Here is an 18,416-nt window from a genome sequence, read left to right as displayed (position 1 = left end):
CGACGCCAATTCCTTGCCGCCGAGGTGGCAGCATGACTCTCTGAATTTTGAATATCGTTTCGCGGACGCCCAACGAGCATTGCGCTGGATCAAAACGTCCGAAGTGGCCGCAACTATTGATGTAGAAGCCGCTCAGAATCCGACGACGCTGCCGTGCAGGTCGTATTCGTCCGAGCGCTCGATCTTCGCTGTGACGATCTCGCCGACCTTTAGCGGGCGGCGGCTCGAGAGATAGACCGCGCCGTCGATCTCCGGCGCATCGGCTTTCGAGCGGCCTCGCGCGACGGTGGGGCCGACCTCGTCGACGATGACCTGCTGGCGCGTGCCGACCTTGCGCTTCAGCCGACGCGCGGAGATCTTCTGCTGGCGCGCCATCAGCGCGTTGTAGCGCTCCTGCTTGACCTCATCCGGCACGGCGCCGGAGAGCGCGTTGGAGGTCGCACCTGCAACCGGTTCGTATTTGAAGCAGCCGACGCGGTCGATCTCTGCTTCGTCAAGCCAGTCGAGCAGATAAGCGAAATCTGAATCGGTCTCACCGGGAAAGCCGACGATGAAGGTCGAGCGCAGCGCAAGCTCCGGGTACTGCTCGCGCCACCGCTTGATCCGCGCCAGAGTCTCGTCCTGCGCGGCGGGACGCTTCATGGCTTTCAGGACATCCGGGCTCGCATGCTGGAAGGGGATGTCGAGATAGGGCAGCACCTTGCCCTCGGTCATCAGGCCGATGACCTCGTCGACATGCGGGTAGGGGTAGACATATTGCAGCCGCACCCAGGCGCCGAGTTCGCCGAGCTCTTTTGCGAGGTCGAAGAATTTGGCGCGGACGGCGCGATCCTGCCACGGGCTCTCGGCATATTTCAGGTCGACGCCATAGGCCGAAGTGTCCTGCGAGATGACCAGCAGTTCCTTGACGCCTGCCTTTACCAGCCGCTCGGCCTCGCGCAGCACGTCGTTGGCAGGCCGCGACACCAGGTCGCCGCGCAGCTTCGGGATGATGCAGAAGGTGCAGCGGTTATTGCAGCCCTCGGAAATTTTCAGGTACGCATAATGGCGCGGCGTCAGCTTGACGCCCTGCGGCGGCACCAGGTCGAGATGCGGGTTGTGCATCGGCGGCAGCGCGCGGTGCACGGCGTCGAGCACGCTCTCATATTGCTGTGGACCGGTGATCGAGAGCACGCCGGGATAGGCGCGCTCGATCTGCTCGGGTTCCGCCCCCATGCAGCCGGTCACGATCACCTTGCCGTTCTCGGCCATGGCCTCGCCGATCGCCGAGAGCGATTCCTGCTTGGCGCTGTCGAGGAAGCCGCACGTGTTGACGATCACGATATCGGCGCCGTCATGCTTGCGCGCGAGCTCATAGCCCTCCGCTCGCAGCCGCGTGATGATGCGCTCGGAATCCACAAGCGCCTTGGGGCAACCCAGACTCGTAAAGGATATGCGTGGCGCTGGTTTCATGAGAGCCCCGAAACTTTACATTCGTTGTCCCAGGGACGTCCAAGCGAAACGAACGACATTTTTGGCGCGGCCGCCTGCTGCATATCTAGATCTGCCTGATTGATGGGCAGGAGCTAGTCCCAATTGTCCATAATTACAAGGCTTTGAGCTGGCTTCCGTCGTGCTATGGATAGTTTTTAGAGAACACGAGTGAGCGATGGCCGCCGAGTCGTCTCCGAAAATCGTCATCGTCGATGAAAGTCCGATCCGCGCCGCGATCCTGGAGGAGGGCCTGCGCGAGGCCGGTTATATCAGCGTCGTGCATATCAGCGAAATGCACAGCCTGCTGGCGCGAATCTACGCCGTCGACCCCGATATCATCGTAATCGACCTCGAAAACCCCAGCCGCGACGTGCTGGAACAGATGTTCCAGGTCAGCCGGGCCGTGCGGCGGCCGATCGCCATGTTCGTCGACCAGAGCGACGCCGCCTCGATCCAGGCCTCCGTCGAGGCGGGCGTGTCGGCCTATATCGTCGACGGGTTCAACAAGCAGCGTATCAAGCCGATCCTCGACCTCTGCGTGTCCCGCTTCAACGCGTTCGCGCGACTGCAGGACGAACTGGACCGCACCAAGCATGCCCTGGAAGAGCGCAAGGTGATCGACCGTGCCAAGGGCATCCTGATGAAATTGAAGGGCCTCACCGAAGACGAAGCCTATGTGCTGCTGCGTTCCACGGCGATGCGCGAGAAAAAGAAGATCGGCGAGATCGCGCAGTCGATCCTGACCGCGTCGGAGTTGCTCAAATGACCACACCGCTTCGCATCGGTTTCATTCCGCTGGTCGACGCCGCCGCCCTGATCGTCGCCGCCGACAAGGGCTTTGCGGTCGCCGAAGGGCTCGACATCACCCTGGTGCGGGAGGTGTCGTGGTCGAACGTCCGCGACAAGCTCAATATCGGCCTGTTCGATGCCGCGCATCTGCTGGCGCCGGTCGCGATCGCCTCAAGCCTCGGCCTTGGCCACGTCAAGGTGCCGATCGTGGCGCCCTTCAATCTCGGCCTCAACGGCAACGCGATCACGGTCTCGCCGCCGCTGCATGCTGCGATCATGGAGGAGATCGCCGGCGACCGTTTCGACCCGATGCTAACAGCGCTTGCGCTGTCGCGCGTGGTCGCCAAGCGGCGCAAGAGTGGGGCGGAGCCGCTGACGTTCGGCATGACGTTCCCGTTCTCGACCCATAATTACCAGTTGCGGTTCTGGATGGCGGCTGGAGGTGTCGACCCGGACGAGGACGTGCGGCTCGTGGTGCTGCCGCCGCCTTACATGGTCGACAGCCTCGCCAATGGTCATGTCGATGCGTTCTGCGTCGGCGCGCCCTGGAACTCGGTCGCGGTCGATCTCGGCATCGGCCACATCCTGCATTTCGTTTCCGACATCCTGGTCGCCGCGGTCGAGAAGGTGCTGGCGATCAGGCAGAACTGGGCGGAGAAGAATCCTGACGTCGTCGCAGCGCTGGTGCGGGCGCATCTGCGCGCCGCTGAATTCATCGAGCAGCCGGAAAACCGCGCCGAGGCGGCTGCGATCCTGGCGCAGCCGGAGCGGATCGGCGTCGACGCCGAGGTGATCCAGCGCACCCTCGACGGCCGGCTCAAGATCTCGCCCGACGGCGTCAAGCGCGAAAGCAGTCGCTACCTGTTGGTCGGCCGGCACGGCGCGGCGCGACCTGATCCGGCGCAGGCCGCGTGGCTCTATGCGCAGATGGTGCGGTGGGGACAGGCGGCCATGAAGCCGGATGCTCTGAAGACGGCCATGGACGTGTTCCGGCCCGACCTCTATGACGCGGCTGTGGGACGTCGCCCGGCAGCCACCGATGCGCCCCAGCCGATCGGCGCTTTCGCCGGGCCACCCTTCGATCCCAACGATATCCAGGGGCATCTGGCCGCGTTCAAGATCGGTTACTGGAAGCCGTAAGGCCTGTGCTGCGATCGTAGGCAGTAGCCGCAGCTCGGCTAAATTTTGAGCGGGCTGCTCGAAAATTCGCAACGAGGCGAGCCTCCAGACCCGCGGCCTGTTCCGCTAATAGACTGAAATAACGAGATATTTTCTCCGGCAACGTCTGGCACGCAACTTGAATGTTGCAGTGCGGCCAGCCTGTCGCAGATGCCTGCTGGCTCACGTCCAAGATGGATTTCCGCAGCAACGAGGCTGATCGGACCGTTCCCAGGAATCGAGCAACGCCGTCGTAAGGCCACGCCGGTTCCGAGCGGTCGCTTTCACCTCGTTGACGCCACTCGCCGTGGCCGCAGGAGCTTCGTCGCAGACCATGAAAATCGAGCCGCTCTCAGTCGACTTCTCCGACGAGCAGAAACGCTACCTCGAAGGCTTTGCCACCGGCCTGCAGATCAGCCGGGTCGGCCGCGGGCTTGGCGGGGGCGCCCCCAAAACCAGTGCCGAGCCGACCGGCCCGGATGCCGCGCATATCAAGGCGCAGGACAAGGTCATCGCCTCAGGCAAGAAGCTCGTCGACCAGGAAAAATTCAAACGCGACGAGCATCCTTTCGATGCCTATCCGCGCCTGAAGCAACAGGCGCTCGACAACGCGCCGCCGTCGCCTGCCGATAATTTCCGCTGGCGCTATTTCGGCCTGTTCTACGTCGCGCCGGCGCAGGATTCCTACATGTGCCGCCTGCGCATTCCGAACGGCATCCTGAAGCACTGGCAGTTCGCAGGCTTGGCCGATCTCGCCGAAGAACTCTGCGGCCCGTACTCCCACGTCACCACGCGCGCGAATTTGCAGGTGCGCGAAATCCCGCCGAAGCACGCGGTGAAACTGATCGAGGGCATACAGGACCTCGGCCTGTGCTCGCGCGGCTCCGGCGCGGACAATATCCGCAACGTCACGGGCACGCCAACCGCCGGCATCGATCCGCAGGAGCTGTTGGACACGCGCGCTTACGCGCGCGAGTGGCACTACCACATCCTCAACGAGCGCTCGCTCTACGGCCTGCCGCGCAAGTTCAACGTCGCCTTCGATGGCGGCGGCCGGATCGCGGTGCTGGAAGAGACCAACGACATCGCCTTCACGGCGGTGGAGGTGAAGGACGGGTTTGGCGTGGAGCGAGGGGTCTGGTTCCGGCTCGGCCTCGGCGGCATTACCGGGCACAAGGATTTTGCAAAATACTCCGACATCATCGTCAAGCCGGACGAGGCGACGAAGGTGGCGGACGCGATCGTCCGCGTCTTCATCGATCTCGGCGACCGCACCAACCGCAACAAGGCGCGGCTGAAATATGTCCTGGATGGGATCGGCCACGATCAATTCCTCAAGCTGGTCGAGGAGCGGCTGAAGCAACCCTTCACCCGCGTGCCGGCTGAGGCGCTGGCGCCGCGGCCTTTGACCGACCGCATGGCGCATATCGGTGTGCACAAGCAGAAGCAGGAGGGATTGAACTGGATCGGCGTATCGCTGCCGCTCGGCAAGCTCACCTGCGAGCAGATGCGTGGGCTGGCCAAGATCGCGCGCGATCTCGGCGATGGCGAGATCCGCCTGACCGTCTGGCAGAACCTCTTGATATCAGGCGTCCGCGACGAGGATATCGAACTCGCAATCGCCGCGATCAGGACGATCGGGCTCGCTGTCGAGGCCTCGCACATCCGTGCCGGGCTGATTGCCTGCACCGGCAATGCCGGCTGCCGCTTTGCCGCCTCGAATACCAAGCGCCACGCTGCCGAGATCGGCGACTGGTGCGAGCCGCGTGTTGCCATGGACAAGCCGGTCAACATTCACGTCACCGGCTGCCATCATTCCTGCGCGCAGCACTACATCAGCGATATCGGCCTGATCGCGGCGAAAGTGGATGTCGGCGAGGACGCCGATCCGGTCGAGGGCTATCATCTCTTCACCGGCGGCGGCTTCGGCCCCGATGCCGATGTCGGGCAGGAGGTCTATCACGACCTTAAGGCCGAAGACGCGCCGAAGACGATCGAGAAGCTGCTGAAGGCCTATCTCGCGCATCGTTCATCTGCTGACGAACCCTTCCTTTCCTTCGCGCGCCGCCATGATGGCGAGACGCTGCGCAAACTCGCCGAGGCATCCGCATGAACCAGATCACGCCTCCACCGAAACTCGACATCATCCCCGCCAGCGCGCCGTTCTCTGAAGCGCAGCGCTCCTGGCTCAACGGCTTCTTTGCCGGACTTTTGTCGCCGGACGTCGCAACGCCATTGTCTGCAGAGCAAGGCGCGGCCGTCATGCAAGGCGCAACCGGCGACGGCGATGACGGCGAAGCGCCGTGGCATGACCAGACCATGCCGATCGCCGAGCGCATGAAGCTTGCCGAGGGACGCCCGCTGCGGCGGCGCATGATGGCGGCGATGGCGCAGCAGGATTGCGGGCAGTGCGGATATAACTGCCACGACTATTCGGAGGCGATTGCCGGCAAGAGCGAAGCGCGGCTCAACCTCTGCGTCCCCGGCGGCAAGGACACCGCGCGGATGCTGAAGGCTCTCTATGAAGAGCTCGACAAGGCGCCTGCTGCACCGTCCGAAGCAGCGGCTGCCGCCGCAACGCCTGCCGGCGAGCCCGGACGCTCGCGGGACAATCCAGTGCCGGCAAAGTTCGTCTCGCGGCGACTGCTCAACAAGCCCGGCTCCGAGAAGGAGACCTGGCATATCGAGTTCGATCTCGCCGAGAGCGGGCTCGACTACGTGGTGGGCGATTCCTTCGGCATTTTCGCCAGGAACGATCTCGGCCTGGTCGACCAGATCATCGCGCTGCTCGGCGCATCGCACGTGACCGAAGTCCGCGGCAAGACATTGCGCGACGTGCTGCTCAACGACGTCTCGCTGTCGCCTGCGCCGGACTCGCTGTTCGAACTGATCACCTATCTGACCGGTGGCGCGCAGCGTGAGAAGGCGCGGGCGCTCGCGCAAGGCGAGGATCCTGACGGAGATGCGGCGACGCTCGACGTGATGGCGGTGCTGCAGAAATTCCCGAAGGTGCGGCCACACCCGGAAGCTTTCGTCGAGGCGTTGGAGCCGCTGCAGCCGCGGCTCTATTCGATCTCCTCATCGCACAATGCAACGCCCGGAAAATTGTCGCTGACGGTGGACTGCGTGCGTTACATCATCAACAAGCGCAGGCGGCTTGGGCTGGCCTCGACGTTCCTGGCCGAACGCATCAATCCCGGTGACGAGCTGAATGTCTACGTTCAGAAGGCGCACGGCTTTGCGCTGCCGCAGGATCCGAAGACGCCGATCATCATGATCGGGCCGGGCACCGGCATCGCGCCGTTCCGCGCCTTCCTGCTCGACCGCCGCGCCACCGGAGCGCAAGGGAAGAACTGGCTGTTCTTCGGCCATCAGCGCAGCGACTGCGATTTCTTCTATGCCGACGAGCTCAACGCGATGAAGACGGCGGGCCTGCTCACGCGACTGTCGCTCGCCTGGTCGCGCGATGGCGAGAAGAAGTTTTACGTGCAGGACCGCATGCGCGAGGTCGGCCGAGAGCTCTGGACCTGGCTTGCCGAAGGCGCGCATGTCTATGTCTGCGGCGACGCCAAGCGCATGGCCAAGGATGTCGAGCGCGCGCTGGTCGATATCGTCGCCCAGTTCGGGGCCCGCTCGGTGGACGAGGCGATCGCCTTCGTTGCCGACCTTAAGAAGAAGAGCAGGTTCCAGCTCGACGTTTACTGAGCGGTAAATCCGAGCTCAAATTCGAACGAATAATATTCTTCTCCGCCCACAACGCGGAGAAGTTTTCCCTTCGAAGGAAGCGGCCGGAAGCGGCGGCATCGCTATTTTTTGGCCCGTCTTGCGTTCGAGCGCGAACGCTATTCCATATGCAGCAAATGTTGCATTGGAGATCGACGATGCGCGAACTATCGGCGGAAGCCCGCCTGCATCTTTACGCGCGCAGCCTGTCGCGGAAATCGGGGACCGGGTTTCACACGGTTGCGCTCTACAGCGCTTTCGCCGTGATCGCAGCGATCGTGTTCGGCACGCTGTCCGTCCATCCGTTCTAAGAACATTGTTTGGCTCGATCGTCTCCGGCCGTCATTGCGAGGAGCGATAGCGGCGAAGCAATCCATGTCTCCGCAAGTGGCGAGATGGATTGCTTCGCTTGCGCTTGCAACGACGCAGGCGGACGCGCCGCCACTTCAGCGGATTGTCAATGTGCCGTCTTGAACGGCGCGACCGCGATCCCCGCATCCTTCAAGGCCTGCCGCACGCCGCGCGCGATGTCGACCGCCCCGGGCGTGTCGCCGTGGATGCACACGGTATCGGTGCGCATCTTGATGACCTTGCCTGACGCCGAGACCACCGCGCCGTCCTGCACCATCCGCACCACGCGATCGGCAATCGCCTTGGGATCGTGGAGCACCGCGCCAGGCTTCTTGCGCGAGACCAGATTGCCGTCGTCCTCATAGGCGCGGTCGGCGAACACTTCATGCGCCAGGCGGAGATTGGCTTCCTCGCCGGCGCGCACCAGTTTCGAGTTGGCGAGCACGACGAAGATCAGGCTTGGATCGACTGCCTTGATCGCGCTCGCGATCGCTTTCGCCGTCATATCGTCCTCGCAGGCGACGTTGGAGAGCGCGCCATGTGCCTTCACATGGGTCACCTTGTGGCCGGCCGCGGTCGCGATCGCCTGGAGCGCGCCGATCTGGTAGGCGACGAGGTTCTCTATCTCCGATGACTTGAGACCGGGAACCGGACGGCGGCCGAAGCCGTGCAGGTCGCGGTAGCCGGGATGCGCGCCGATGCTCACCCCGCGCGCCTTCGCCAGATCCACGGTGCGGCGCATGATGTCGGCGTCGCCAGCATGGTAGCCGCATGCGATGTTGACGGAGGTCGCAAGCTCGATCATCGCGGCGTCGTTACCCATCTCCCATGGGCCGAAGCTTTCGCCGAGATCGCAGTTGAGGTCGATGGTAGCAGTCATGGTGCTGGTCCCGCTTTGCGTCGGTTGGCTATTGGTTAGCTAGTCGCTGATTCCGCGACCTGCCATGTCGCGGCATCGACCGCGTTGACGGCGTGGCCCGCGACGTTGGCCGCGCTCAGTGCTTCGAGGTTGAGATCAAGGCCTTCGAGCGGGCGCAGCCGATCCGGCAGGGTAGCGACCAATTCGGCGAATTTTCGAGCTTCGGCCTGCGCCTCGGCCATAGTGACTGTCTTGAAGCGGAACGCGTGTCCGGCGGAAATCTGGGCGAACCGACCTAAATCCGCGGAGATGACGGTGGCGATCTTGGGATAGCCGCCGCTGGTGCCGCGGTCCGGCATCAGCACGATCGGCTGGCCATTTCCGGGCACCTGGATGCTGCCGTTCACGGTGCCATCGGAGACGATGTTGTGCCCGTGCAGATGCTTGATCACCGGGCCTTCGAGCCGGTAGCCCATGCGATCGCTGGTTGCGGAAATCTTCCATTCGCTGTCGAGGAACAGCTTTTTGTTGTCCTCGGAGAATTCGTCGTCCTGCGGACCGAACAGGATGCGGATCGGTGCGTCCGGCCGTTCGGGCAACGCGATCCGCCGCTCGGCCGCACCGATGGCACGTTGCACCTGGAGCTCGTCGCCGCTCTGGAGCGGGCGCGGATAGGGGCTGCCGACGCCTGCGCGCGCGTTCACGGCGAGGCTGCCGAACATCGGCTCTCCCGTAATTCCGCCCTCGATCGCGAGGTAGCTGAACGCGCCGCGCTTGGCAAAACCGAGCGTCAGCGTCTCGCCTTCGGCGAGGGTCGCCGAGGTATCGAACGCCACGACTCGTCCCGCGACGTCGGCGCTGCGCGAGGCGCCCGCAAGCGCAATACGTACCGCGCCGCAACGTGCGGTGAAGCTCGCACCGAACGGTCCGATCTCCACTGCAGCAGCGAAGAGCTCATTGCCGACCAGTGCATTCGCGGCTGCCAGAGCGAGCCGGTCCATCGCACCGCTGGGGGTTAGCCCATAGCGCTGCGAGCCGGGCCGGCCGCCGTCCTGCACGGAGCTCGCCGGACCGATCGAGGAGACGATGAGCTTGCTCATGCGGCGACCAGTTCGGCGACGAACTCGCCGGCTTCCGCGGCGCGATCCTGCTCGACGTAGGTCTTGGCGTCGACCGCCGTGAAGCTGACAGTGTCGCCCGGCTCGAGCAGGAAGATCGGATCGCGGTGAAGCTGATAGGTGCGGACGGCGGTGCGGCCGAGCAGGTGCCAGCCACTGGGTCCGGCGATGCACTGGATTCCGGTCTGCACGCCGCCGATTGAAATCGTGCCAGCCGGCGTCAGCACACGCGGATTCTGGCGACGCGGCATGTGCAGGAACTTGTCCAGGCCGCTGAGATAGGACCAGCCGGGAGTGAAGCCGATCATGGCGACGCGGTAGTCGCCGCCGACATGCCGCCTGACGATCTCGTCAGGCGTGGTGTCGAGGGTCTTGGCGACGTCCTCGAGGTCGATGCCATGTTCGCCGCCATAGGCCACCGGGATGCGCCAACGCCGGGTTCTTGCGGCGGCCGGATCGGGGCGCCGCGCCAGCGTGAGCAATTGTTCCCCGAGCGCTTCAAAGTCGATCTGCACGGGCTCATAGTGCACGAGCAGCGAACGATAGGTCGGAACGGTCTCGGTCACGCCGGCGATCGGCGCCGCGGCAAGGATACGGTCGAGCGCCAGCACCCGCCGATTGGCGGCGTCATCGATGTTGCGGCTGAATTCCACCGTGATGGCGCTGTCGCCACTCGGGAGAAGACGGGGTGGGGCTTCGCGCGCGGCCATGGCATCATTGCTCATCGAGCATCAAGCTAGCGTGTTTTGCTGCGCAGTGGAATTCGGCTAGCGAAAAATCACCAAGCATCTTCAATAAATTAAACCGAGGGCCGGCGATAAGATAGCGTAATCGATGATCGCATTCTCGCCCTTGACGCGAAGGCCGCGGCTCGCAAGATGCGCGCGCCAATTCATTCCCACCGGAGCCGATCTTTCAAGATGTCCCTCACTGCAGAAGCGATCGCGACGCTGTCGCACGTGTCCACCGCCACCATCACCACGGTCCTGCTCAAGAAGGGGCTGCGTAACGTCTGGATGCGCGGCACCAAGCCGCTCAAGCCGGGCCAAAAGCGGCTGGTCGGGTCGGCCTTCACGTTGCGCTTCGTGCCGGCGCGCGAGGATCTGGCGACGCCGGAATCCTGGTCGTCACCGATCTCGACCCGCACCGCGATCGAGGCAATGCCGGAAGGCTGCATCGCCGTGGTCGACGCGATGGGCGTCAGCGACGCCGGAATCTTCGGCGACATTCTCTGCGCGCGGATGGTGAAGCGTGGCGTCACCGCGCTGATCACCGACGGCGTGGTGCGCGACCTCGAAGGCGTGCTCGGCACGGGACTGCCGGTGTGGTGCAACGGTTTTGCCGCGCCGCCATCCGTCGCCGGACTGACCTTCGTCGGCTGGGGCGAGCCAATCGGCTGCGGCGGCGTGGCGGTGTTCCCGAACGATGTCGTGGTCGCCGACCAGGATGGCGCGGTGCTGATCCCGCAGGCCTTCCTCGACCAGGTGCTGGCCGAGGGACCGGAGCAGGAACGGATGGAAGCCTGGATCGTCAATGAGGTGAACAATGGCGTGCAACTGCCGGGCCTCTATCCGATGAATGCCGAAACCAAGGCGCGCTACGCCGCGAGCAAGAAATAACTTCAGAAAAGCGAGGTAAGCCCATGGAAATCCATATCGCTGGCACGCGGCCGACCCGTCGCGGGCCGGCCGAATATTTCACCGGCACGGTGCTGCAGGATCCCGTCATCATGGCGCCCGCGCCGGCGCGGCTGAACTCGTCGCGCGTCTCCTTCGAGCCGGGCGCGCGCACGGCCTGGCACACTCATCCGCTCGGCCAGACGCTCTACGTGATCTCCGGCATCGGCCGGGTCCAGGCCGAGGGCGGTCCAATCAGGGAGATCAGGCCGGGCGACGTAGTCTGGATTCCGCCGAACGAGAAGCATTGGCATGGCGCGTCGCCAACCAATGCCATGACCCATATCGCGATGCAGGAAGCGCTCGATGGCGTCTATTCGAACTGGATGGAGCACGTCACCGACGAGCAATACAATGTGAAGGTCGGGTAGTTTTCCCAAGGACGCGAGAGTTCCGTAGCCCGGGTGAAGCGCCAGCGTCACCCGGGACCGCTCGTGCCACACGGACACTTCCCCGGATTGCGCTTCGCTTCATCCGGGCTACGCAGCATTCGTAAGGCTAGATCAGTTCACCCGCGTCCAGGTCTGGCCGCCGCAGAACATGCCGCCGAAGGCGCAGCCTTGCACGCGCAGGGTGTCGGAGCCCTTGAGCGCGATCGTCGAGTCATAGGTGCTGCCGGTGTTCGGATCGAGGATGCGGCCGCTCCATTTGTCCTTGGTGGGCTTCATGTTGATCAGGACCTGCTCGCCATTCTGGTTCGAGGTCTCGTCGACAGCATAGCCGCAGAGGTTGGCGCCGCACTGCTCGATGCGGATCTTGCCCTCCTTTTCCTCCGTCAGCCACATGCCGATCGGCGAATTGGCTTGCGCTGCCGCCGCTGGTGTCACGGGCTTCGCGACCGGCGCTTGAGTGGCTGTGGCGACCGTCGGAGCCGGGGCCGGAGCGGGCACTGCGGTCTGCTGGGTCTGCGGTGCTGGCGCGCTGGGCGGTGAGGGCTGAGGCGCGGTCGCGCTATCGCTCGGCGCAACGGCTATTGTCGTGGTCGAGGGTGCGGTGGAAGCTGCCGTCGGCGGCGCAGCAGGGACGGGCGGTGCGGCCGCCGGTGCTGCGGCTTGTCCGGACGGAGCGGGAGCCGCCGCAGCCGGCGCGGATTGCGAATCGGTCTTCGCCTCCTGCTGCTGCGATTTCTGCTTGCGAGTGCCTTCCTCACCCTTGGCGCGCTTGGATTTGCGGCCGGTATTGTCGTAGACGCCAGGGATCGAGACGGTGCCGCGATCGGGATCGATGCGGATGGTGCGGCCGCCATATTCGAAGGTGTACTGGGCCTGCGCTGTGGAGCTGGCAAGCAAAAGCGCAGCGATAGCCAGAAGCTTCTTCATGATGACCTCCAGAACAGGAATCCCCAGTCAGTGAAGCTACACCTCAGTAACTTGATGCAACGTGACCTAGATCACTTTCAATACGTAATCGAAACGTAAGTCGTGTACCACCAGCTTTGGTTCAAACGGCTGACCGACAGTCTAGTTAGGGCTCGCCTGATGGTCAAACTTGCAGTCCGACGCGGATCGGATCATTCAAACCAGGCAGCATAGACGCGCTTGAAGGTGCCGTCCTTCATTGCGATGTCCAGCCATTGATCCACAAACAACTTCAGCGCGACGTCGCGCTGCAGCCAGTAGGCCTTTTCCGCAAAGTCGAACGGGTGATCGGGATGCACCGCGCAGAGCACGCCGGGGTGGAGTTTCTGCTGGTAGCGCGTCTCGGACGCATCCGTCATCATCAGGTCGGCATCGCCCTTGGCAATCTCGTCGAAGATCCTGGTGTTGTCATCGAAGACTTTGATCTCGGCGTTCTTCACATGCGCCCGCGCAAAGCGCTCGTTGGTGCCGCCGGGATTGACGATGACGCGCGTGCCGGCATGGTCGATTTCGGCAAGCGTCTGGTATTTGTTGACATCGGTGCAGCGGGTGATCGGCGTCTTGCCTTCGCGCATGATCGGGATCGAGAAGAAGCCTTTCTTCTGGCGCTCCAGCGTGATCGAGATGCCGCTCATCGCAATGTCGAAGCGGTCGGCTTCCAAATCCTTCGTCATCTGCGGCCAGGCCGTTTTGACATATTCGACCCTGACGCCGAGCACCTTGCCGAGCGCTTCCGCCATGTCGACCTCGAATCCCCTGAAGCCGGGCGTCGTCCGGTCAACAAAACTAAACGGCGCATAGTCGCCGGTCATGCCCACACGCAACGTCCCGCGCTGGATGATGTCGTCGAGCCGCGAAGGCGACGCCGCTGGCTGAGCATGGGCGGAAGCTATCATCAACGTGGCAGCCGCAAGGCTGACGAATGCGCGCATCATCAAAGTTTCCTCCATCGATTGCCTCGACGATAATCGGTTGCCACGGCTTTAGATGGAATGAGCGTGTCGAGCCAGTCAAAGGAAGTCAAATCGTGACAATCTCGGTTTACGAAGCATCGGTCGGCGTGTTCATGCCATATCTTCGCAATCTTTCCGGGCTGCTCGATCACGCGTCCGCCTACGCAAGGGCGCGAAACATCGATCCTGCCGTGCTGCTCGGCATGCGGCTCTATCCGAACATGTACAGTCTCAAGCAGCAGGTGGGCGAGGCCAATCGCCATGTGATCGCCTGTTGTGCGCTGCTGGCCGGGCACGAGCCGCTCAGCTTCGGCGACATCGAGCCCGATCTTGATGAGCTCAAGCGCAGGATCGAGACCGCGATCGATTTCGTCCAAAGCCTGCCGCGTGCTGCGATCGACGAGGCCAGCGACAAGGAGGTGGTGTTCACCTTCAAGAGCGGCGCGCAGCGCGCGTTCACCGGGCGGTCGCTGCTGCTCGGCTTCAGCGTGCCGCAGTTCTTCTTTCACGTCACGACCGCCTACGACATCCTGCGTCACGCCGGCGTCGATCTCGTCAAGAAGGATTTCCTGGGACCGCCAAGACCGGCGTAGAGCATGATCCGGAAAAGTGGAGACCGGTTTTCGCTCGCGACAAACGCGAAGCGTTGCGCGGAGATCATGCTCAAACAAGGAGACGAGATCATGATCCGATTTCGTCTAATCGGATCATGATCTCGATGCGGAAGCTAGATCTCGCCGCCTTCCTCCCGGACCAGGCTGGCGACGGCGGCGCGGCTGGCCATTTCCTGCTTCAAGACCTCGAAGCGGTGACGTGCGTCGGCCTCGCGGTCATCCACGAACCTGATCGCGGCCTCCCGATCCATCGGGCCGCTGACCAGGGGCTTCGAATTCTCGCCGATGGTCTCGTCGACATAGTACTGGCCATCCTGCTCGCGAACCGTCCACTTGAAGCGGAGGGCGGCCATCGGGCCGGGCCCGACTTTCGAATAGCCATGGGCCTCCTGCGGCAGCGGGCTCGCGGGCTGCTCTTCGACCGCCCCCGGCTCGGCCTGCGGCTTCTCGATCGGCGCGGGCGCGTGCTGCTCGTCCAAAATGCTGGCGATGGCGGCAAGCGCATTATCGGTAGGATCGCTCTGGCTCAAAATCTCTTTCCTTAGGGGTTGGTCGGCAAAGATGGTTGCCGACACTTCCCATCTACTCAACCCCGGAATGAGGCTGAGTTTTGGCCCTGCTGCAGTTTTTCCCTTACGCACATACCGGCGGACGCTTGTCCTTCCAGGGCCGTACCTGCTCAAGCTGGCCGGCCAGGCGGAATAGCGTTGCCTCGTCACCAAGCCTGGCGGCGAACATCATGCCGAGCGGCAGACCGTCCTTGCTCCAGGCCAGCGGTACCGACATCGCCGGCTGGCCGGACATGTTGAACATCGAGGTACCCGGCATGTAGCGCCGCAGGATCGGCCCGATCTGTGCCAGGTCTTCCGACATGGTGTTGATCTCGCCGAGCCAGATCGGCGGCGTGCACAGCGTCGGACTGAGGAACACGTCGCAGCCCTCGAAGAAGATCGCGAGGCTGCGCGAGATCTGGAACGCCGCGAGCTGCGCGGCGATGTAGTCCGCCGACGTGATATTTTGTCCGTTGTGGGCGCTTGCCAGCGACAGGACTTCCAGGTCGTCGCCCGTCACGGTGCGGCCGATGCGCTGCTCGATCGTTCGCACGGCGACCGCGGTGTTGCCGCTGACAATCGTCGTCATCACCGTGGAGGGATCCGCTGGAAGGGTGGGGGCGCGCTCCTCGACATGATGGCCGAGGCCGGCGAGCAGTTCTGCGGTGTCGCGGACCGCTGCGGCGACCTCCGGGTCGATCGCCTCCCCATTGGGCGATTTGTCCGTGAAGGAGACGCGAAGCTGGCCGGGATCGCGGCTGACTTCCTGCGAGAACGGCCGCGCCGGGGGCGGCGCGACATAGAGGCTCCACGGCTCCGGACCGTGGATCGCGTCCATCATCACGGCGCTGTCGCGCACACTGATGCTGACGACATGCGCGGTCGAAAAGCCGCCCCAGCCCTCGCCACGATCAGGACCGACCGGATTGCGGGCCCGGCTCGGCTTCATGCCGAACACGCCGCAGGCAGAAGCGGGGATGCGGATCGAGCCGCCGCCATCGCTGGCATGCGCCACGGGCAGGATGCGTGCTGCGACAACGGCGGCGGCGCCACCTGAGGAACCGCCGGAGGAATGCGCAAGATTCCAGGGATTGCGGGTCGGCCCGAACAGACGCGTCTCCGTGGTCGGCATCAGTCCGAATTCGGGGCTCGCGGTCTTGCCGAAGATGGTCACGCCGGTGTCGATGAAACGCTGGGTGAGGGTGCTGCTGTGGTCCGCGACGAAATCCCTGTTAACGCTGGCGCCGGAGGTCGTGCGCGTTCCCTGCAGGAGATCGAGGTCTTTCAGAAGGAACGGCACCCCCGTGAAGGGTCCGTCCGGCAGCCCTTTGTCGATCTGCTGCTCGGCATAATTGTAGTGCTTGACGACGACGGCATTGATCTGCGGGTCAACCTTGGCCGTGCGGGCGATCGCTTCGTCGAGCAGTTCGCGCGGGCTGACCTGCTTGTTGCGGACCAGCTCGGCGAGGCCCACCGCATCGTAATTGCCGAATTCCTTGAAAGCCATATTCCACACCTAGAGCGAACGGCGCATCTTCGGGCGCGCATTCGTCTCTATCCTCTTGCTGGAGCAATGACCTTTGGGAAGAAGTGGTATCCACAGGTCATGCGCTGATGACGGGCCGATCCTTGTCGGCCCGCCCGAAGATAGATGGTTTTATCGGATTAGTTTAGCACGTCCTGGTTGATGACGTTCTGCCGCAGCGGCGCGCCGTCAAGGACGCTCAGGATGTTGCGTGCGGTCTGCTCGCTCATCCGGTCGACGGCTTCGACCGTGACCCCGGCAACGTGTGGGGCCATGATCACGTTCGGCAGGCTGTGGAGCGGCTGGCCGACCGGCGGCGGCTCCTGCTCGAACACGTCAAGGCCGGCGCCGGCAAGCCTGCCCGATACCAGCGCATCGTGCAGCGCCTTCTCATCGACGATGCCGCCGCGGGCGGTGTTGATGAGATAGGCGGTCGGCTTCATGAGTCTGAAGCGCGCCGCGTTGAACATGCCGATCGTTTCCGGCGTCTTCGGGCAATGGATGGTGATGAAATCAGCACGCGGCAGTGCCGCGTCGAGATCCGGCACCGCCTCGCAGCCGGCGGCCGCGATTTCGCTGGCCGGCTTGTAGGGATCGTAAACCAGCACCTGCATTTCCATCGCCAGGCACCGTTTGGCGGTGCGGGTGCCGATGCGGCCAAAGCCGACGATCAATACCGTCTTGCCATAGAGATCGAAGGGCAGCACGCCGAGCCGGTTCGCCCAGGTGCCGTCCTTGACCACGGCATGCATTTCCTGTGCGCGCTTGGCCAGCGTCAGCATCATGAACAGGGCCTGTTCGGCCACTGACGGCGAGTTCGCCGTACCTGCCACCATCAGTGGTACCTTGCGGCGCGAGAGCGCAGGGACGTCGACCGCGTCGTAACCGACGCCGATCCGCGTCACCACCTGCATGTCTCCGGACGCCTCGAGCTCCGGCTCGCCGAATGGGGTGGGGCCAAGTGCGACACCATGGACCGGCGCATGCTGCTTCAACAAGGCCGCGAAATCCCTGGCGGAGATCAGGTTGGGAAATTCGACGAGTTCGACGTCGTCCCGTTCGTTGAGGAGAGCCCGTGCTCCCGATGAGAGTGTCTGAGTGACAAAAATCTTCTTCTTGTTGGTGGCCATTTCCTGCCCTTGGCTAGCACGTGAATTGCGTCGTCAAAGGACGACGCCGGTCACCTCGTTTAGCAAATGCATGTTGTTGAGGTCCACAGCCAAGCGGAGCGGGGCACCATCCTGCGCGCCGGCGTTGGGATTGACCCGGCCGCAGATCTGGGTGTCCTCGAGGGTGAAATAGACCAGGGTCTCCATGCCCATCGGCTCGGTGACGTCGAGCACGGCCTCGAACGGCTCGACTCCCGGGTGCGGATGCGGCCGGGCCTCGGCGATGTGTTCCGGCCTGATTCCGAGCAGGAGCCTCTCGGTGCGCGGCACCGCCTGGTAGCGGGCGGAACGTGCCGGCGGCACCGGAAAGGCGAGGCGGTCGGTCAGGCGCAGATGCAGCCGGCCGTCGACATCCTCGAGCCGGCAGGGCATGAAGTTCATCGCGGGCGAGCCGATGAAGCTGGCGACGAAGCGGGTCGCCGGCTTGTGGTAGAGTTCATTCGGCGTGCCGATCTGCTCGATGCGGCCGTGGTTCATCACCACCACGCGGTCGGCGAGCGTCATGGCCTCGACCTGGTCGTGGGTCACGTACACCGTGGTGGTGCGGACCTTCTGGTGCACCTTCTTGATCTCGATCCGCATCTGCACGCGCAATTTGGCGTCGAGGTTGGACAAGGGTTCGTCGAACAGGAACACCTTGGGATTACGCACGATGGCGCGACCCATGGCGACGCGCTGACGCTGGCCGCCGGAGAGCTGCTTCGGCTTGCGGTCGATCAGGTCGGTGATGTCGAGCATGCGGGCCGCTTCCGCGACCCGGCTCTTGATCTCGGCTTTGGGATAGTGCTTCAGCCGCAGCCCGAACGACATGTTCTCGGCCACCGTCATATGCGGATAGAGCGCATAGTTCTGGAACACCATCGCGATGTCGCGGTCCTTCGGCGGCACGTCGTTGACGATGTCGCCGCCGATTGTGATATCGCCGTCCGAGATGTCTTCCAGCCCCGCGATCATCCGCAGCGTCGTCGACTTGCCGCAGCCGGATGGACCGACCAGCACCACGAACTCATGGTCGGCGATGTCGAGATCGATGCCGCGCACCGCTTCGACTTCGTCATAGCGCTTCACGACTTTCCGCAGCGAAACTTCGGCCATGAGT

At 63.7% G+C, this 18,416-nt stretch carries 18 protein-coding genes; 8 read left to right on the top strand and 10 right to left on the bottom strand.

Annotated features, from left to right (window positions below; translation table 11 throughout):
* Positions 1-132: 132 nt before the first annotated feature.
* Positions 133-1,452 (bottom strand): 30S ribosomal protein S12 methylthiotransferase RimO, encoded by a 1,320-nt coding sequence (gene rimO, locus ACZXDY_RS13575; RefSeq protein WP_464345830.1) that lies wholly within the window; start codon positions 1,450-1,452, stop codon positions 133-135.
* Between the two features lie 196 nt (positions 1,453-1,648).
* On the opposite strand from rimO, the gene ACZXDY_RS13570 reads away from it, so the two are divergent.
* The 5 genes from ACZXDY_RS13570 to ACZXDY_RS13550 all read left to right on the top strand — a co-directional run bounded on the left by ACZXDY_RS13570 (position 1,649) and on the right by ACZXDY_RS13550 (position 7,454).
* Positions 1,649-2,239: an ANTAR domain-containing response regulator gene (locus tag ACZXDY_RS13570; protein ID WP_464345829.1), complete on the top strand. Its 591-nt coding sequence runs from the start codon at positions 1,649-1,651 to the stop codon at positions 2,237-2,239.
* Positions 2,236-3,402 carry a CmpA/NrtA family ABC transporter substrate-binding protein gene (locus tag ACZXDY_RS13565; protein ID WP_464345828.1) on the top strand — a complete coding sequence of 389 codons (1,167 nt, stop codon included), beginning with the start codon at positions 2,236-2,238 and terminating at the stop codon, positions 3,400-3,402. Before ACZXDY_RS13570 ends, ACZXDY_RS13565 begins: the two co-directional genes overlap by 4 nt.
* 352 nt (positions 3,403-3,754) lie before the next feature.
* Entirely contained in the window at positions 3,755-5,533 is a 1,779-nt protein-coding gene (locus ACZXDY_RS13560; RefSeq protein WP_464345827.1) for a NirA family protein, read from the top strand.
* Positions 5,530-7,125, top strand: coding sequence for a sulfite reductase subunit alpha (locus ACZXDY_RS13555; protein WP_464345826.1), 1,596 nt, complete (start codon positions 5,530-5,532; stop codon positions 7,123-7,125). The genes ACZXDY_RS13560 and ACZXDY_RS13555 overlap by 4 nt, the downstream gene beginning before the upstream one ends.
* 176 nt (positions 7,126-7,301) lie before the next feature.
* Positions 7,302-7,454, top strand: a complete 153-nt coding sequence (locus tag ACZXDY_RS13550) for a hypothetical protein (protein ID WP_165435523.1) — start codon at positions 7,302-7,304, stop codon at positions 7,452-7,454.
* 146 nt (positions 7,455-7,600) lie between these two features.
* Here the strand turns inward: ACZXDY_RS13550 and ACZXDY_RS13545 are convergent, their stop codons facing one another.
* Genes ACZXDY_RS13545 through pxpB form a run of 3 tightly spaced genes read right to left on the bottom strand, consistent with a single transcriptional unit; the run spans position 7,601 to position 10,181 of the window.
* Positions 7,601-8,374: a LamB/YcsF family protein gene (locus ACZXDY_RS13545; protein ID WP_464345825.1), complete on the bottom strand. Its 774-nt coding sequence runs from the start codon at positions 8,372-8,374 to the stop codon at positions 7,601-7,603.
* 35 nt (positions 8,375-8,409) lie between these two features.
* A complete protein-coding gene (locus tag ACZXDY_RS13540) occupies positions 8,410-9,453 on the bottom strand; it encodes a 5-oxoprolinase subunit C family protein (RefSeq protein WP_464345824.1) in 1,044 nt (347 codons plus the stop codon).
* Positions 9,450-10,181, bottom strand: coding sequence for a 5-oxoprolinase subunit PxpB (gene pxpB / locus ACZXDY_RS13535; protein WP_464345856.1), 732 nt, complete (start codon positions 10,179-10,181; stop codon positions 9,450-9,452). Before pxpB ends, ACZXDY_RS13540 begins: the two co-directional genes overlap by 4 nt.
* A gap of 210 nt (positions 10,182-10,391) precedes the next feature.
* On the opposite strand from pxpB, the gene ACZXDY_RS13530 reads away from it, so the two are divergent.
* Both ACZXDY_RS13530 and ACZXDY_RS13525 read left to right on the top strand, forming a co-directional pair.
* Complete coding sequence (locus ACZXDY_RS13530) at positions 10,392-11,090, top strand: ribonuclease activity regulator RraA (RefSeq protein WP_028166458.1); 699 nt, start codon at positions 10,392-10,394, stop codon at positions 11,088-11,090.
* A gap of 23 nt (positions 11,091-11,113) precedes the next feature.
* Positions 11,114-11,518: a (R)-mandelonitrile lyase gene (locus ACZXDY_RS13525; RefSeq protein WP_028166457.1), complete on the top strand. Its 405-nt coding sequence runs from the start codon at positions 11,114-11,116 to the stop codon at positions 11,516-11,518.
* A gap of 132 nt (positions 11,519-11,650) precedes the next feature.
* On the opposite strand, the gene ACZXDY_RS13520 is transcribed toward ACZXDY_RS13525, so the two are convergent.
* Both ACZXDY_RS13520 and ACZXDY_RS13515 read right to left on the bottom strand, forming a co-directional pair.
* A complete protein-coding gene (locus ACZXDY_RS13520; RefSeq protein WP_464345823.1) occupies positions 11,651-12,466 on the bottom strand; it encodes a DUF2147 domain-containing protein in 816 nt (271 codons plus the stop codon).
* Between the two features lie 191 nt (positions 12,467-12,657).
* Positions 12,658-13,440, bottom strand: coding sequence for a transporter substrate-binding domain-containing protein (locus ACZXDY_RS13515; protein WP_464345822.1), 783 nt, complete (start codon positions 13,438-13,440; stop codon positions 12,658-12,660).
* A gap of 92 nt (positions 13,441-13,532) precedes the next feature.
* Here ACZXDY_RS13515 and ACZXDY_RS13510 point away from each other — a divergent pair, with 92 nt between their 5' ends.
* Entirely contained in the window at positions 13,533-14,051 is a 519-nt protein-coding gene (locus ACZXDY_RS13510; RefSeq protein WP_464345821.1) for a DUF1993 domain-containing protein, read from the top strand.
* A gap of 134 nt (positions 14,052-14,185) precedes the next feature.
* Here the strand turns inward: ACZXDY_RS13510 and ACZXDY_RS13505 are convergent, their stop codons facing one another.
* The 4 genes from ACZXDY_RS13505 to ACZXDY_RS13490 all read right to left on the bottom strand — a co-directional run bounded on the left by ACZXDY_RS13505 (position 14,186) and on the right by ACZXDY_RS13490 (position 18,412).
* On the bottom strand, positions 14,186-14,602 hold the full coding sequence (locus ACZXDY_RS13505) for a hypothetical protein (protein WP_456644903.1): 417 nt from the start codon (positions 14,600-14,602) through the stop codon (positions 14,186-14,188).
* Between the two features lie 103 nt (positions 14,603-14,705).
* Positions 14,706-16,130: an amidase gene (locus tag ACZXDY_RS13500; protein ID WP_464345820.1), complete on the bottom strand. Its 1,425-nt coding sequence runs from the start codon at positions 16,128-16,130 to the stop codon at positions 14,706-14,708.
* Positions 16,131-16,288: 158 nt separating this feature from the next.
* On the bottom strand, positions 16,289-17,278 hold the full coding sequence (locus tag ACZXDY_RS13495) for a hydroxyacid dehydrogenase (RefSeq protein WP_464345819.1): 990 nt from the start codon (positions 17,276-17,278) through the stop codon (positions 16,289-16,291).
* A gap of 33 nt (positions 17,279-17,311) precedes the next feature.
* Positions 17,312-18,412 carry an ABC transporter ATP-binding protein gene (locus tag ACZXDY_RS13490; protein ID WP_464345818.1) on the bottom strand — a complete coding sequence of 367 codons (1,101 nt, stop codon included), beginning with the start codon at positions 18,410-18,412 and terminating at the stop codon, positions 17,312-17,314.
* Positions 18,413-18,416: the final 4 nt, after the last annotated feature.

The sequence above is a fragment of the Bradyrhizobium sp. LeoB3 genome, from assembly GCF_055456055.1.
This window is presented reverse-complemented; position numbering and strand designations above follow the sequence as displayed.